Raw genomic sequence first — 15,811 nt, forward strand, 5'->3', positions numbered from 1 at the left:
TTAGTAATCTATTTCTATGCAAATAACTCTTGCAGTTATTACCCCAATAATAGCTGCAAGGGTTACAGTACATCAATAAACATAAATCTTATACTAGAGCGAGGTTTTTCAAATGTCATTATTCTTGAAATTTGTAGGATGGTTAGCTTCTAAAGGCTCAAAATACGTAAAATGGGCTTGGGATCACAAAGGCCAAATTAGTGAATGGTTAAACATTGGTTATTCTTTTGTCTGGGTCTATGACGAAATCAAAAAAAGAATTGGATAATAGTATTTATCCCTAACTTTACATAGGACAGTGTTACTTATTAGTAATCTATTTCTATGCAAATAACTCTTGCAGTTATTACCCCAATAATAGCTGCAAGGGTTACAGTACATCAATAAACATAAATCTTATACTAGAGCGAGGTTTTTCAAATGTCATTATTCTTGAAATTTGTAGGATGGTTAGCTTCTAAAGGCTCAAAATACGTAAAATGGGCTTGGGATCACAAAGGCCAGATTAGTGAATGGTTAAACATTGGTTATTCTTTTGTCTGGGTCTATGACGAAATCAAAAAAAGAATTGGATAATAGTATTTATCCCTAACTTTACATAGGACAGTGTTACTTATTAGTAATCTATTTCTATGCAAATAACTCTTGCAGTTATTACCCCAATAATAGCTGCAAGAGCTATTACTATTAAAATTATCATTAGTTACACTATACCCTGGTAACATTGAAATAAACAAATTTTTATTACTTTTTTATATCTTTAGTCTTCATTTTTTTAATTTCTTTATTTTGCTTATTTTTTAAATCAGTTCTACCTTTATTCCATAAACCTAGTATCGCTACTAAACCAGCTAAGAATAGAAGAAAATTTAGAAACGATAATTCTAATCTTCCTAAAGAAATAAAGTAAATAATAGTTATAACGTAGATAATAGGTATTAAAGCACCTAACCACTTATTTTGTCTTGTTGATAAAAAATATTGAAACAAAATCACAAAAATTGGTATAAGAAACCCGATAAAATTATTCATTATTTTCCTCCATAATACTTTTATGTTTATTTAAAATTTCTTTTCCTACATCAAAATCTATCTTTTCCTCAACTACTAACTTCATTATATAAGAATCAAATGGTTTAGGCTGATCATCAAAAACCTTAATATGTTGGATTACTCTATCTAGTCTTAATCTTACTGTTGGATAAGATACTTCATAAAGTTTGGCTACTTTCTTTAAAGAACCAGAATTTATTACAAACTTTCTTATGAATTCTATATCCTCATCAGATAAATTTAAAACCCAATCATTACCATTAGTTTTATTAACTTCACCCAAAATGATCATTCCCCCAGCAATTATTTTTCTGATTTGTCACCATTTTAACCATTTTTTAGGTGTAAAACAAGTGTTTTTTTTAACTTTTTTAAAATTAATTTAACAAAATTAAAAAAAAAACAAAAAATATTTGACTTTATTTTATAACTTTGATAATTTTAACAATATGGAATTTTTACCTTTTATTAGGAGTGATTATTATATGTTAGCAATTGCAAGGAAAGAATTTATTTCATCTTTTAAAAGTTTTAAATCTGTAGTCATAATTTTATTTCTTATAACAGTATCTACTTATACTGCTAATGTTCTAAAAAATAAATTATCAATTACTACAGCTTTAAGCCAAGGGGGAAGTACCTATACGTCTGCTATTTCATTTTTACTTTTGTTATTTGGTTTTTTATTTGTCTTTATGATTTCTCATGACGTTATAAATCGTGAATTAGAAACTCAAACAGTACGTTTATTAGTAACTAAAATTTCTAGATCAAAAATCATATTAGGAAAATTTTTGGGTGTATTTCTATTTTGGGCTTTTACTATATTGATCTCTTTTATTTTAATATCTTTAATAGCAAAAGATTGGTTTTGGATAGATTTAATAACTTTAATAATATTTGTTACCTATCCAATAGCACTTAATATTCTTATTTCTACAATTATTGTTAGACCAACAGCATCACTATTCATTGCAATTTTTATAAGTATATTTTTACCTCTACTTGGTATATATAGCTCTTTAGATGATTCATCAACTATGTATATTTTTAAATACATATTGCCTTATTATACGATTATAAATCAGTCATTTTTAATGATAATTCCTTTGATTATTTCTTTCTTTTTTATAGCTATTTCAATTATTTTGTTTAATAGAAAGGATTTTTAATATGGAAAATAACACTACTGCAATAAAAATATCTAAATTAGGAAAAAAATTTGACAAAAGCTATATATTCAAAAATTTATCTTTGGAAATTCAAAAAGGTGAAGTATTTGGATTTCTAGGAAGAAATGGTGCAGGAAAATCTACTTTAATTAATACTTTTACGGGTATTAACAGAAAAACAGAAGGACAATTTTGGATTGAAGAAATATTAGATACGTCCTTAAATTCTATTAAACAGAGCATAGGTGTAATGCCTGATACATCAAATCTGTACCAACATATGACTGCTAAAGAATTTATAAAATATATGAGTGAATTAAAGAGTCTAAGATATTCTAATTCTGAAATTAATAACTTACTAAATTATGTAGGTTTAGGAGCTACAGGAAAAAGAAAAATTAAAACATTTTCTTTTGGCATGAAGAAAAAAATCAGTATTGCACAGGCTTTATTAGGTAATCCAAGTATTATCATACTAGATGAACCTACATCAGGGTTAGATCCTGAATCTGCTTTGCATATTCAAAGTATTATTAGGGAACTCAAAAATAAAAATGTTACTGTTTTCATTACATCCCATAATATGAGCGAAATAGAAAAAGTCTGCGATAGAATTGCTATAATGCACAAAGGAAAAATCGAAAGAATAGGAACAATCGCACAATTAAGACAAGAATTCAGTTCCAAAGTAAGAATAAACGTACAATCAATACCTTCGTTAAACCAAAATAATATACCTAAATCTATAACAAAAAAAATCAAGATTTTAGACAATTTTACCGATAAAACAATTATAGATTTAGCTAACTATGATGACATACCAATTGTATTAAATGCGTTAATTATTGATGGATTTAAGATATATAATTTTGGTCAAGAAACAGTAGAATTAGAAGAAATTTTCTTATCTATAGAATAAATTTTAAAAACTCTTATTACTGATTAAGGAGATTAATAATGAAGAAAAACGCTGCAGGATTTATATTTTGTATTATAGGTTTAATCTTAAATGTATTAGTTACAATTGGTTTAATAATCTCAGTAATTAATTTTAATATAATTTCTAAAAAACCATCATATTTAAACGAACTCAAAGAAAATTTTCAAAATGATTCTAGTTTAAATAATTCAGACGTAAACCAAATAATGGATATAATTAAAAAGGTCATAAGTTTTTCAAACAGTTATGGATGGTTAATTATTTTACTATTTGTACTAAGTGTAATCCTTACTATAGTTTATGTCTTAAAATTAAAAAAGAAAGAGAATTCAACTACAAGTCTTAAACTCATATTTTTAGGAACAATTTTTTCATTTGTATTTTCTCCAGGAGCACTATGTTTAATTATTTCTATAATCTTTACTTATTTCCATAAAAGAAAAATTCTAAGAGATAATACTCACGAAGTGTTAAATTGAAAAAGTTGAACCATTAAATAAGTTATGATTACTGCTTTTCGTTTATAGCAATGTATGTGATATACACTTCTATTTACCATAATATACCTTCTAGGTAGTAAATAAAAAAGAATCTCTCTAAAAGAGATTCTTTTTGTTATTTCTATTCTCATTCTTTAGTCGTAGGAATTCATTAAAAAGTTACTCTCGCAGGTGAGTAACAAGGTTGTTGGGTTTAGATACAATATAGGTAACAAATATGAAATAACGAACGGTTAAAAGAACTAAAGGAGTGTTAGAAATGAGAAAAAACAATATTGAAACTAATAGTAAAAATCACGATTTTAAACATTACTGCAATGAAGTTATTAAAGCTTTAATTATGACAAAGTAAATAGTTTTTTGCCTATTACCAATAACGTACATTAATTCGAACAAACTACAAAGGATGTGTAAGCATCAGCACTAATCAACTCTCCTCAGAAACTCGCTTACTCGCATAGGGGAGTGTTTCTATTTTAAGGTGTATATGGTATACAGAGCCAATTTACATAAAGATAGTTATGTTTAGCTTTAATTTCCACTATATCGTTAGGTAATATTAAACATACTTTATTAAAATTAGTTTAATCATTTACATACATTATAGAAAAATAACCATTTTGTCATCATCTAGAGTGAATGATAAAACTTGAAAATATATAAAGTACTTTAATATTTACTTAACTAACCGTTTTATTTCAAATATCATTTGTCTTATATTTGAATGTTATTCCAATTAATAGCATTCATATTTGGCCACCAATCAGGCAAAGACTTTGGTGGAATTTCCCCTTCAACATGTATTACCTTTCCAGCTTTATTTATAATGGTTTTTCCATATTTTTTATGCTTGTCCCATACTTCTTGAATAACCTCATCATCTGTATTTAGAACAAATTTCCATCTTAATTTGTCTTCTCTCTCTGAAGAACCAGAATAGGTTTCTTTAATATATTTTGTAAATCCTTTATTCCAATATTCTATCGTCATTGTATCATCTGTAATTATCTTTTGATAAATCGCCTTATCGGGGGCACCTGTAGAGTCAGACCAGATACATTTAGAGTATTTTTTTAATGCTTGGTTCCATATTTCTTGAACTAATTCATCAGTTTTAGAATTAACAGAGACTTCAAAAACCTTTTCAGCAAAAGGTTGAGGACTCATATAAATAGTTTTCCAGTATTTCTTCGGTTGCCCCCCCCAACCATTCCAAGTTTCTATTGACTGGATATTACTGTTATTTATAATTTCGCGAAAAACCATCTTCTCTGCTGTAGCTGATTTGTCAGACCAGATACCTTTATAATATCGTTGTGAATGTTTCTTCCAATATTCCTCCTGCCATTCTCCCTTAGGTAGCACTTGCAAATGTTCTATCAGATCATCTACTGAATCCCAGACTAAATATTCCAAAGTGCCTTCACCTCTGTACGTTTTTCTTTTACTATACTGAATGGTGTTGTACCAAGTTTCCTGGATGAATTCACCAAACTCGTTATATGCACCTCTCGAGAAAGAGCCCGCCTTAAAGGATTCTAAGACTTGTTTTTTGAAATTATTAAAAGCTGTATCTAATGATTTTTTAAACATTTCAAACCAATCGGTTGGAATATTGACCACACCTAATGGTGCACCTTTTTCATTTAGTCCATCCAGTACTAAATAATCTAGTCGTGGGGATTTTCTTCCCTCAGCATTTTCATGGTCAGGTTCTGAAACCCATTGATTAAACTTTGTCGAACCATATGCAAACTTCCACCAGCGTCTTTGGTCATTAGTCTCGAATAGTTTAAGTTGCTGCTGTACCTCCATATCATTTTGGCTTAACCATGCCCAGAGTCCATTTGGATTTTCGTCTCCTTTCAAGAAATCGAAGAACTCTAAGGTTGATATTCTTAAAACATCTCTAATCTCTGGTCGAGCTTCAAACTCCATAGCAAAAGACCAAACAGTATAACTAATAATATCCGGTCCTGCCTTTGCGAGTTGAAGTAATTTTTGAGTTCCAACAAAGATTGCTGCTTCCACCTAACTAGAACCGTCTAGCCAAGGAATCACCCTTTGCAAACCTACTGTTAAAACTGAATTCCAACTTTCTCGTGAGAGGTTTGCTGAAAAGGCTTCTAAGAGTTCTGAAATTTGATTTACTGCAGTTTTGAGTAGGTCAGATGCTTGGGAACTATTATAATTATCAAGGCTTATAATTTCACGAATTAATTTAAGTAGTAATCTATGGAAACTATTCCCAATCCCTATTGAGTCTACATCAACTTTATAAATACCTTCTACTTTACCTAGTTTCCAATTACTTGGTCCCAATGGAATGCTATACGGTATTTCATAATTTAGGTGCTTCAAAATATATCTAAAGCCCTTTGTGGCTGTTTCTGCAATATATGGAGCGACAACATCAAGCATCACTTGCTTGAGATCTGATGGCATCCCATTTGACCAAATAGCCCAATGAACGGTAGGTATACCCATTAGATTAGCAACGTTTTTTACAGCATAGATCTCATGGGGCATTAACCGAAAAGCCTCTGGACCTTTATACATGACTCTTCCGCCATCTTTACTATAGATATTCTTATATTTTTTTTCACCATCTATTACTTCATATTCAAACTCACCTGGTATGTAATTATAATGTGTTCTCCACTGGGAACGAGTCAAATATTCTCCCCATTTATTTATTAACTCACGTGATTTTATACGAATTTCACTGTTACTGTTTGGACATTTGTAAGCATAGTAAGCTGCTGCTATAATTGCACCAAAACTATCTTTTGTTAATGGGCTTGCCCTTAACTGTTGTCCATTTGCACTATATTCATATAAGGCTTGGTGACGTATAGGATGATCGTATATGTCTCTATTCCCCCAACTATTTTGTAGTAAAGTATTTAATAAACCTAATATTTTATAATTGGCCTCAGTTATTTCCCATGTGTCTTGTTTGTAATTTCCAGTAGTAATTGCTATAATCGCAATTGCTGTATGTAACGTTCCTTCGCCAAGTGTAGTGGGCTTTTCTTCTTTATCATAGTCAATAACGTAGCCATATTCATCTTGAAACCCAATATCCCCATTTGAACGATTACGTAATAATTCCGTACGAGCTTGTTCTCGATATAAGGTGGCATCTAATATTTGTCCGTCATTATCAATTATCTTGTTAATTTGATCCATGGCTTTACCCCTTTTCTTTTTTATGATTTTTCTGGATTGATTAAATCGTGGTTATTTTCACCTGTTAAGATTCCTTTTATGCGACTGATTATGTATTTATTTTCCATATACCAAATACTATGATAAAACTCTACAAAAGCTAATCTATACTCAAAAACTACATAAAAAGAGGAATAGTATTTAAAATATGCATTATTGTTATATTTCGCTTTCAACTCAAGCAACTTTTTAATAACAAAAAAAACCAAGATCTTAGATGAATTTCGGCTCTTTTTGCTACTATATAAAAGGTAAGACTTGAATTATAAAAAGGAATTTTCAGAAATTGCTTCTATCAACGAAGATTGTTCGAAAAAGTATACTTTTACGGACTGTTAGTTTGTATGAAAAATCTATTATTTCTATCGTTCGTTTAAGTTTGAAAATGAATTACGAACGTCTTCTAAAATCCATACACTTTTACGGATATTTTTGGTGAAATAAGAGGAAAAAATGAGTAGAAAAATGGAAAACCGAAGATTTGGATATATATGTGTGAGTAGCCAAGGTCAAGGTAAAGGGCGTCAATTTCAATCTATATAGGAAGTGGACATTTCTCCTCTTGATATTTTTATCAATAAATAAAGTGGGAAAATTCAATCGAGAACAATATCAAATACTAAAACGAATGATTTGTAAAGGAAATATTCTTTACATCCCTTCACTAGATCGTTTTAGTCTTAATAAGGAAGCAATCTTACAAGAGTGGAGTGCGATAATAAAGAAGATAGAGGCAGACATTGTAGTCTTGGATATGTCTTTGTTAGATACTACTCAGTATAAGAAAAATCTCAGAACATTTATTGCGGACCTAGTTCTGCAAATTATGTCTTGGATGGCCTAAAGAGAATCGTATTTGCAAGCGCCAACGGGAGGGGGACTGGTGCTGCATTGAATAAGGGTATATCGTTTGGACGGCCTAAAGCTAAAGTCAGTCAAGAATTTATTGAAGCTTATAACCGATAGAAAAGAAAAGAATTTACAACTGTAAAAGTTATGAAGGAAGAAGCTTTTTCTACTAAGTATATAAAATTTGAGAAATTATGAAGAACTTAAAGAAAATTGAGTTTCTTAATTTAATTGATTGGCCTTTGTAGAACAGAGATAAAGAAGCTTTTTACGTTTAATAGAAGAACGTAAATTTTTATTTTAATAAAAACAATATAATATAGAAGAAACTGGTCATAAGAACTATATATGAGATGCATTTTCTATAGAAATAAAAAAGGACCTTAAAATTAAAAGTCCTTTTTATCTTCCTATTAATCTAATTAGAGATAAACTAATTAATTTACTCATTTTGTATTTAAAGTTCTTTATTTACTTTAAGTATAATTTCTTTTTTGCCAGCACGGGCCCATATTACAACTGGAATTAATATTAGAGATAAAATACCTCCACTTAATGATAGGATTGCATAACTTGAATGAGCAACAACCATTCCAGATAGAGCACCACCTGATGCACCTGTTAATGCAATTAAGACATCTATGGTCCCTTGAGTTTTAGCGCGTGTTAATGGTTCTGTAGAGTCAACAATTTGAGCAGTTCCACTTATCAGACCTAAATTCCATCCTAGTCCAAGTAAAGAAAGAGCAATCACCATGAGACCCATCGACCCACTTGTTGCCATAGCTGCTACAAGACCTGCCAAAAGTAAAGTGACTCCAGAAGCAATAGTCATTGCAGTTCGACCTATTTTATCAATTAGAATTCCTGTGACTAGTGAAGGGAGATACATGGAACCTATATGAGCACCAATAACAATTCCTACTGCACTTAAACCATGGCCATTATGTTCCATGTGTACAGGCGCCATGGTCATAATAGCAACCATGACGGTTTGAGTAAGTACCATAACTGTAGCACCAATGATTATTCCTCTTTTATTATTTGCATGTCGAGGAAGTGCTGAATTATTTTGATTGTCAAGTTCTTGTCTATTTTTTTCTATTGCCTTTGCTATCAGTAAGGGATCCGGACGAAGCAGTACGTAAAATACAAGCCCAGCTAAAATATAAGCGAAAGCTGCTAAAATGAATGGTCCTGCAAGTGCTGGAACATTAATAGCTAATGATAACTTTCCCATTACATCTACTAAGTTTGGTCCTGCAACTGCTCCAAATGTAGTGAAAACCATAGCCATACTTACAGCAGTTGCTCGTTGATTTGAATTGGCTAAATCTGTCCCTGCATAACGAGCTTGTAAATTGGTTGCTGTCCCTGCTCCGTAAATAAGTAGAGAAACGAATAGAAGAAAGATACTATTTATAATTGCTGCAATGACAACCCCAATTGATCCAATTCCCCCAGCTATAAAACCTGTCGCAAGCCCGACACGGCGTCCATATCGCTGAGACAGCCTTCCTACTATTAAAGCAGCTCCTGCTGATCCTAGAGTAAATATAGCAGCCGGTAACCCTGCTACTGCATCTGTTCCAAGCATTTGCTGGGCAAGAAGTGCTCCTACAGTTACCCCCGCAGCAAGACCGGCACCTCCAAAGATTTGTGAAAGACCTACAATTAATAATGTTCTCTTGTACAGCTGTGCTTGTTTTTCTGCAGAATGAATGTAAGTTGATTGTCTATCTAACTCTTTTACACTATCTTTATGTAACATAATCTAACCTCCCTTTCTAGAAAGCAAACTATATATATTTATACTCCCTATCCTCATTCCATGTTTATCCAAATAGGTTTAAATAATCTTAACATGTAAAAAAGAACCATACAATATAATAATTGTATGGCGAACAATATTAGATAATATCTTTTAGTAAACGTTTAAGAATAATCAATCCTTGTTCAAGCTCTTCAAGTGTTTCTGACGCACAAACAGATACTCTTACAGCTCGTTCTGGGCAACTATTGCCAACTACAAAACGTTCAGCTGCATACACTTGTACCCCTTGCTGTGCAGCTAGGTATTCAAATTCCGCGCCTGTCATTTTTCCTGGCAATAATAACCAACGAAAAATTCCTGTATCTACACCTAAACACGTATAGTCTGCCAAATATCGGTTCACAAGTTGGTTTCTACGAATTGCTTCTTGCTGATGCCCATCTATTAAGGTTTCAAATTGATTAGATACTATAGTTCGCGCTGCGAGTTCTGCTAGCAAAGGTGAAACTGAAATATTTAAATTATAAAGCGCCTTTGAAATTGGTTCTTTAAATTGACGTGGCACTGCTACATACGCTAGTCGTAGACCCGGTGCTATTGCTTTCGATAAACTTGCAATATAGATGGCCTGCTCTGGGGCAAATGATGCGACTGCTGGTTGTGGATTTTGGTTGAGTAGATGATAAGTCGCATCTTCAATAATGAACTGATTATACTTTATTGCAATTGCTCCAATCCTTTTTCGGTTCTCAACAGACATACAGGAAGTAGTTGGATTATGATAATCTGGGATCAAGTAAACGCCCTTAATATTGTCATTTTTACATGTGTGTTCAAAGGCTTTTGGATTAAATTGATTATTCTCTGATTTAATCGGTACTAATTGTATACTTAGCATTGCCGCAACAGTCTTTAAGCCCGGATAAGTATGATGGTCAACACCAATACGATCTCCAGGCTGACAAAGACCCGCCAGTATGGCAGCTATTGCATTTTGACCGCCATTTGCAAATAAGATTTGATCAACTGTTGTTTCAAACCCACCTCTTCGGATTATCTTTATAGCTGCATCTTTTTGCCAAATACTTTCTCCTGTCCGACCATATCCAAACCATTTTTCGTAATCCGTATCTTGCACCATACTTTTCAGTTGGAGGACTAGTGGCTCATATGAAACATTATCAGGTAGCGTTGCTCCCATTTCAATTAAATGCTTTGGTTTTGTATCTGCAAGTAAATATGCATTTGATAACGCATCATAGGATACAAATGTGCCACTCCCAACACTTGCACTTAATAGCCCCTTTAATTCACACACTTTAAAAGCTTTTGAAATGGTACTTAAATTTAAGTCTAAATAATCGGCCAGCTCCCTCTGCGGCGGAAGTTTTGTCCCTGGTAATAAATTCCCATCTAGAATGTCTTGTTTTAATTGTCCGGCCAGTGATTGATAAATTGGTTTTTTAGTTTTATCAAATGATGGCTTCCAGCTCATCGGATAGTTTTCAAAAGAATTAATCGGCATAACACACTTCCTTTTTTATACAATTATAAGGTTGTATCAACTATAAATCTATTATAATTTTCTTTAATATTGCTCTCTGCAGTGAAAATAGAATAGCAATCATTTTAAAAAATTTACCCTTTTCTCTCATTAATATAGAAGAAAATAAATAATTCCTATCGGAATTCATTATATTTAAAATATTTAAAAAATTTTAAAAAATTTAATTTACATATTATTTTTTTTAATGTAGTATGGTTTTGTAAATATTTACATTGGTTCCAACTAATACAATTTTATGTTATTTTATATTCGAATTTAATTATGGTTTAATGGTTTATTAAGTAATAATCGTTAAAAATCCACAAATCTTATTTAAAATTATTATTTTTTGAAATTTTAAAAATCTATTTACGAAAAAAATTTTTTACTAATCTTTGTTATCAGAAAGTTTATTACTAGTAATTCTTTAATCTCAAGACAACTTACCTTATATTTATTCTAAAAAAACTATTTGCTTACATCTGTCAACTTCTGCTGATACTGAATATAAAAAATAATATTAAATTACAGAGAAAGGTGACGTTCTTATGATTCCAGTAAGTTTAAACAAAACACTTAGTGTAACAGAAAGTGCATTCGGAACCTGTGGAGAGCTTGTTCAGGGTTGTATCGATGGTCAGAATTTTATGATCACTTTTCCTGTATCTCTGCATTCTAATGTTGAAGCAACATTTATAAGTGGAGGAGAAATCATAGTTAGCCCTAGTTACAAGAAAAAAGCTGCAAAGGCTGCAGAAATATTGCTTAGCTATATAAAAGAATTAGGATTAATTAATAAGGATTTGGGAGTTTCCCTTAATATCGAATCGGATTTGATTGAAGGAAAAGGAATGGCTAGTAGTAGTGCCGATATTGTAGCAGTATGTCGTGCAGTTTCGAAACTCTGTAATTATCCCATTACCCCTTGGCAAATATCAAAAATTTCCGTTTCTATTGAGCCTTCAGATGGAGTAATGTATGAATCCTCAGTGGTGTATGACTTTTTTGAAGGAAAATTACTTCAAGAGATAGGTCCTATAATGCCCATGAGTTTAGTAACTATTGATTTTGGAGGTACTGTAGATACAGTTGAATTTAAGAGAATACCCTATACACAAGAAGAAGAAAAACAAATTTTTAAAGCCTATCATCTAGCAATACGTGGAATTAAAAATCGGGATATTCAACTTTTAGGAGAGGCTACAACGATAAGTGCTCTTGTAAATCAACGCCGGCACTATAAAAAAGAGTTGAATAATATTATTAATCTGATCCCTGAATTAGAAGCTTATGGAGTTGCGGTAGCCCATAGTGGATCGATTATATCCTTGTTATTTGATTTTAAAAATTATGCAAAAATTGAATTAGCTAAAAGTAAGCTTGAAGGTTTGTTTCCAAAAGCAATAATCCAAGAATTTAATGTATTAAGTAAAGAAAGTTTATCCAAATAATTTTATTGGAGGGATTTATGTGGTACAGAAACTTTTTCTCGAAGAACCTTATCTGAAGGAATGTACGGCTACTATTACTAAAGTAGATGGAAATAAAATTTTCTTAGATCAGACAGTTTTTTTTCCTGAGGGTGGAGGACAACTCGGTGATCAGGGATGGATTGAAGATTATGAAGTCATTGATACACAAAAAATTGGTGGGAAGCAATTTTTTCATAAAGATTTCCCCGTTATAAAGGTTGGTACAGAAATTGTACATATTTTAAAAGAACCCGTAAAAGATTTAGCCGAGGGAATGAAAGTTCGAGCGAAGATTAATTGGGAAAGACGGCATAAGCTAATGAGAATGCATTCTGCAGCTCATCTTGTTTATTATTATGCATTTGAAACTTTCGGAAAGATGCATGTGAAAGGATGTAGAATTGCTGAAGACAAAGCTCGATTCGACTTTTTTAGTCCAGATCGTCGTCTTGATCGTGAAGAGTTAGATAAAGTAGAAAGGCTTGCAAATTCAATAGTGGAAGATAATCTTCCTATAAGTAACTTTCCCGTAGAGGGTGAACCAGAAGCACTAGTGTGGGTTTGTGGCGATATACGCATTCCGTGTGGTGGTACACATGTAAGGCAAACGCAGGATATTGGCAAAATATCAGTTAAGAGAAACACGAGGGGGAGAAGTATAGAGAGAGTATATTTAACAATTGAAGACGGAAATTAGATTGAAGAATTCACAAAAGAAGATTTTTTCATCAGAAGGTATAGGTACATTATTATTAATACCCTGGATAATTTGGCAGATCTGGACAGGAGATAGCAGCTTTTCATTTTTCCCTCTAAATCAGTGGGGAATACTTATTTCAATGGGAATAATACATGCTACTTTAGTATTTAGCCTTTTCTGGAATAAAGTCCTTACAAGCTAAGCATGTAGGATTTATCATATATCTTGATCCACTTAGCCGGTCTCTTTTCAAAATTAGCACTCCGCCAATATTTGTATATAAGTACAATTTTCAGGGGGAGTATTATTGTTTTTTCCGGAATTTTAGGGGGGGATAATAGAGAAAAAAGAAACTGATGTTAATCAAATGCTATCTTAATATTACCTTATTTATATATCGATTTAAAAAACCTTCACAAAGTTAATAATCAATTTAAAAGCTTAAAATTGGAAAGGAAGATAATGATGTTTAGAGAAAATATAATAGAAGCAATTGGAAACACCCCCTTAGTAGAACTTAGGCTAAACCAATCAGCCGTAGGAAAAGTTTATGCAAAATTAGAAATGTTAAATCCTTTTGGTATGAAAGATCGGGCTGCAAAACAAATTATTATGGAGGCAAAAAAGAATGGAGATTTAAAAGACGGCACTCCAATCATTGAAAGTTCCTCTGGAACTATGGCGCTAGGACTTGCGTTGGTAGGTACTTATTTAGGACATGATGTTCATATTGTGACTGATCCACGTACTGATAAACTAACTATTGCTAAATTGAAAGCTCTGGGGTGTAAGATAGAAACAGTTCATGAGATGTCTGATCGTGGCTGGCAAAGTGCCCGTCTCGATAGATTAGATGAGCTTCTTCGTAATAATCCTAATGCTTTCTGTCCTCATCAGTACGAGAATATTGATAATCCAAGAGCTTATGAAAGTTTAGCAAATGAAGTCCTTAAAGAGTTGCCTGAAATTAATATTCTAGTAGCTTCTGCAGGTAGTGGTGGTTCACTTTGTGGAACAGCACGTGCTTTAAAGGAAAATAACCCAAATTTACGTGTGGTAGCCGTGGATGCTGTAGGCAGTGTGATTTTTAATCAACCTGATATACCTAATCGTTTACAAGGTGGACATGGAAATAGTGTAGTACCACGCAATGTAGACTTTTCAATAATAGATGAAGTTCATTGGCTCAATGATGAAGAATGTTTCTCAGCTACTTTAGAATTAGCTCAACATGAAAAAATCTTTGCAGGTAATAGTTCCGCAGCTGTTTATGCTGTTTCTCGTTGGATAAGTTCGCAGGTACCAGAAGGTACGAATATTTTAACTATATTTCCGGATAGAGGGGACAGGTACCATCATACTGTTTATAATGAAGATTATCGTAAAGAAAAAGGTATGAGTAACCTCTTTGTACCTAGTTCTCCGAAAATGGTTAACTACGGAGAAATTGTTGAAAATTGGTCATTTGCATATCTACAAGATGAAAAGGAGCCTGTTCTGTAAAACTAAGTAAAGGAAGATAAAATATATAAATTTTAGGGAACATTATTCAGTTTACCTTTTGAAAATAAAATAGTGTTCCCAACTATCTATAGCATTATAAATTGATTGAAAAGTATTCATTATATATCTGGTAACTTTTGCGGAGGCTTAATTAAATGGAAGAAAATGAATATTTCAATAATGAAATTGCTAAGGTTGCAAATTCACTTGAAAGTATAAACAAAAGTTTTTTTAAAATAGAAGAAAATATAAAGTTTGCTGATAAACAAAAAATATATAAGATACTTCATCACTACCGTTCTGCACTGTTCCCTAACACCTACGGTAAATTACAAATCAATAATACTAAAATCAATATTTTAATCGACAAGAAATTAAAAATGGTAGCTTTAGAGCTAAAAAATCTAATTAATAAAGTACTAATAAATAATGATAAAGATCAAAGTAATAATGATTTCTATGAATTTAAAGTAGATCAAATGGTTATGAAAATAATAAATAAGTTTCCAGAAATCAGAAAAAAACTTCAAAGTGATATTCAAGCAGCCTATGATGGAGATCCTGCAGCAATTACCATGGAAGAAATCTTACTTAGCTATCCCTCCATAGAGGCAATAAGTACACACAGAATATCACATGAATTATTTATTCTAGGGATCCCAATAATCCCTAGGATAATGTCAGAATATGCTCATCGGTTAACGGGAATTGATATTCATCCAGGGGCAAAGATTGAAGAGCGTTTTTTCGTTGATCATGGGACAGGTGTAGTGGTTGGTGAAACATGTACAATAGGAAGGAATGTAAGAATATACCAAGGTGTAACCTTGGGTGCTAAAAGCTTTTCAGTAGATCACCAAGGCAATATCATAAAGGAATTAAAGCGACATCCTACCATAGAGGATAATGTTGTTATATATGCTGGAACAACGATTCTTGGAGGAAAGACTGTAATTGGACATGACTCTATAATTGGAGGAAACGTATGCATAACTAGTTCTGTACCTCCTCATTCTAAAGTTTATAACTCTCAACCAGCACCAATCATAAAAAATACCATGAAGATATAAA

General features: G+C 32.0%; 15 protein-coding genes. 9 read left to right on the forward strand and 6 right to left on the reverse strand.

Annotated elements, in window-relative coordinates; genetic code table 11:
- Positions 1-112 precede the first annotated feature (112 nt).
- The gene (locus tag ACFX4R_RS27425; protein ID WP_377559294.1) at positions 113-268 is read left to right on the forward strand and encodes an aureocin A53 family class IId bacteriocin; all 156 of its coding nucleotides are present in this window, start codon (positions 113-115) and stop codon (positions 266-268) included.
- Between the two features lie 152 nt (positions 269-420).
- Positions 421-576, forward strand: a complete 156-nt coding sequence (locus ACFX4R_RS27430) for an aureocin A53 family class IId bacteriocin (protein WP_377559294.1) — start codon at positions 421-423, stop codon at positions 574-576.
- A gap of 168 nt (positions 577-744) precedes the next feature.
- Here the strand turns inward: ACFX4R_RS27430 and ACFX4R_RS27435 are convergent, their stop codons facing one another.
- On the reverse strand, positions 745-1,032 hold the full coding sequence (locus ACFX4R_RS27435; protein WP_377559293.1) for a hypothetical protein: 288 nt from the start codon (positions 1,030-1,032) through the stop codon (positions 745-747).
- On the reverse strand, positions 1,025-1,336 hold the full coding sequence (locus ACFX4R_RS27440; protein ID WP_377559292.1) for a DUF2089 family protein: 312 nt from the start codon (positions 1,334-1,336) through the stop codon (positions 1,025-1,027). Before ACFX4R_RS27440 ends, ACFX4R_RS27435 begins: the two co-directional genes overlap by 8 nt.
- A gap of 202 nt (positions 1,337-1,538) precedes the next feature.
- Between ACFX4R_RS27440 and ACFX4R_RS27445 the strand changes: the two genes are divergently transcribed.
- From ACFX4R_RS27445 to ACFX4R_RS27455, 3 genes are read left to right on the forward strand one after another with little or no spacing between them, the layout of a single operon-like run.
- Positions 1,539-2,225 (forward strand): ABC transporter permease subunit, encoded by a 687-nt coding sequence (locus tag ACFX4R_RS27445; RefSeq protein ID WP_377559291.1) that lies wholly within the window; start codon positions 1,539-1,541, stop codon positions 2,223-2,225.
- A gap of 1 nt (position 2,226) precedes the next feature.
- Positions 2,227-3,144, forward strand: a complete 918-nt coding sequence (locus ACFX4R_RS27450; protein WP_377571278.1) for an ABC transporter ATP-binding protein — start codon at positions 2,227-2,229, stop codon at positions 3,142-3,144.
- Positions 3,145-3,182: 38 nt separating this feature from the next.
- The gene (locus ACFX4R_RS27455) at positions 3,183-3,644 is read left to right on the forward strand and encodes a hypothetical protein (protein ID WP_377559289.1); all 462 of its coding nucleotides are present in this window, start codon (positions 3,183-3,185) and stop codon (positions 3,642-3,644) included.
- A gap of 735 nt (positions 3,645-4,379) precedes the next feature.
- Here ACFX4R_RS27455 and ACFX4R_RS27460 read toward each other — a convergent pair.
- The 4 genes from ACFX4R_RS27460 to ACFX4R_RS27475 form a co-directional block, all read right to left on the reverse strand.
- Positions 4,380-5,696 carry a hypothetical protein gene (locus tag ACFX4R_RS27460; RefSeq protein ID WP_377571281.1) on the reverse strand — a complete coding sequence of 439 codons (1,317 nt, stop codon included), beginning with the start codon at positions 5,694-5,696 and terminating at the stop codon, positions 4,380-4,382.
- Entirely contained in the window at positions 5,697-6,857 is a 1,161-nt protein-coding gene (locus tag ACFX4R_RS27465; RefSeq protein WP_377571283.1) for a hypothetical protein, read from the reverse strand.
- 1,345 nt (positions 6,858-8,202) lie between these two features.
- A complete protein-coding gene (locus tag ACFX4R_RS27470) occupies positions 8,203-9,516 on the reverse strand; it encodes an MFS transporter (RefSeq protein WP_377559187.1) in 1,314 nt (437 codons plus the stop codon).
- 139 nt (positions 9,517-9,655) lie between these two features.
- Positions 9,656-11,044, reverse strand: coding sequence for an aminotransferase-like domain-containing protein (locus tag ACFX4R_RS27475; protein WP_377559186.1), 1,389 nt, complete (start codon positions 11,042-11,044; stop codon positions 9,656-9,658).
- A 569-nt stretch (positions 11,045-11,613) separates the two neighbouring features.
- Here ACFX4R_RS27475 and ACFX4R_RS27480 point away from each other — a divergent pair.
- The 4 genes from ACFX4R_RS27480 to epsC all read left to right on the forward strand — a co-directional run bounded on the left by ACFX4R_RS27480 (position 11,614) and on the right by epsC (position 15,810).
- Positions 11,614-12,516: a GHMP family kinase ATP-binding protein gene (locus tag ACFX4R_RS27480; RefSeq protein WP_377559185.1), complete on the forward strand. Its 903-nt coding sequence runs from the start codon at positions 11,614-11,616 to the stop codon at positions 12,514-12,516.
- A 19-nt stretch (positions 12,517-12,535) separates the two neighbouring features.
- Positions 12,536-13,234, forward strand: a complete 699-nt coding sequence (locus ACFX4R_RS27485; protein ID WP_377559184.1) for an alanyl-tRNA editing protein — start codon at positions 12,536-12,538, stop codon at positions 13,232-13,234.
- 468 nt (positions 13,235-13,702) lie between these two features.
- Positions 13,703-14,740, forward strand: a complete 1,038-nt coding sequence (locus ACFX4R_RS27490) for a cysteine synthase family protein (RefSeq protein ID WP_377559183.1) — start codon at positions 13,703-13,705, stop codon at positions 14,738-14,740.
- 155 nt (positions 14,741-14,895) lie between these two features.
- Entirely contained in the window at positions 14,896-15,810 is a 915-nt protein-coding gene (gene epsC / locus ACFX4R_RS27495; protein WP_377571286.1) for a serine O-acetyltransferase EpsC, read from the forward strand.
- Position 15,811: the final 1 nt, after the last annotated feature.

The sequence above is a fragment of the Priestia sp. YIM B13490 genome (genome assembly GCF_042787735.1).
GTDB classification, from domain to species: Bacteria; Bacillota; Bacilli; order Bacillales; family Bacillaceae_H; genus Priestia; species Priestia megaterium.

Coding starts and splice junctions, on each gene's coding strand:
- ACFX4R_RS27430 (WP_377559294.1), top strand. CDS start 421: ATGTCATTATTCTTGAAATTTGTAGGATGGTTAGCTTCTAAAGGCTCA.
- ACFX4R_RS27435 (WP_377559293.1), bottom strand. CDS start 1,032: ATGAATAATTTTATCGGGTTTCTTATACCAATTTTTGTGATTTTGTTT.
- ACFX4R_RS27425 (WP_377559294.1), top strand. CDS start 113: ATGTCATTATTCTTGAAATTTGTAGGATGGTTAGCTTCTAAAGGCTCA.
- ACFX4R_RS27490 (WP_377559183.1), top strand. CDS start 13,703: ATGTTTAGAGAAAATATAATAGAAGCAATTGGAAACACCCCCTTAGTA.
- ACFX4R_RS27465 (WP_377571283.1), bottom strand. CDS start 6,857: ATGGATCAAATTAACAAGATAATTGATAATGACGGACAAATATTAGAT.
- ACFX4R_RS27475 (WP_377559186.1), bottom strand. CDS start 11,044: ATGCCGATTAATTCTTTTGAAAACTATCCGATGAGCTGGAAGCCATCA.
- ACFX4R_RS27455 (WP_377559289.1), top strand. CDS start 3,183: ATGAAGAAAAACGCTGCAGGATTTATATTTTGTATTATAGGTTTAATC.
- epsC (WP_377571286.1), top strand. CDS start 14,896: ATGGAAGAAAATGAATATTTCAATAATGAAATTGCTAAGGTTGCAAAT.
- ACFX4R_RS27470 (WP_377559187.1), bottom strand. CDS start 9,516: ATGTTACATAAAGATAGTGTAAAAGAGTTAGATAGACAATCAACTTAC.
- ACFX4R_RS27445 (WP_377559291.1), top strand. CDS start 1,539: ATGTTAGCAATTGCAAGGAAAGAATTTATTTCATCTTTTAAAAGTTTT.
- ACFX4R_RS27450 (WP_377571278.1), top strand. CDS start 2,227: ATGGAAAATAACACTACTGCAATAAAAATATCTAAATTAGGAAAAAAA.
- ACFX4R_RS27480 (WP_377559185.1), top strand. CDS start 11,614: ATGATTCCAGTAAGTTTAAACAAAACACTTAGTGTAACAGAAAGTGCA.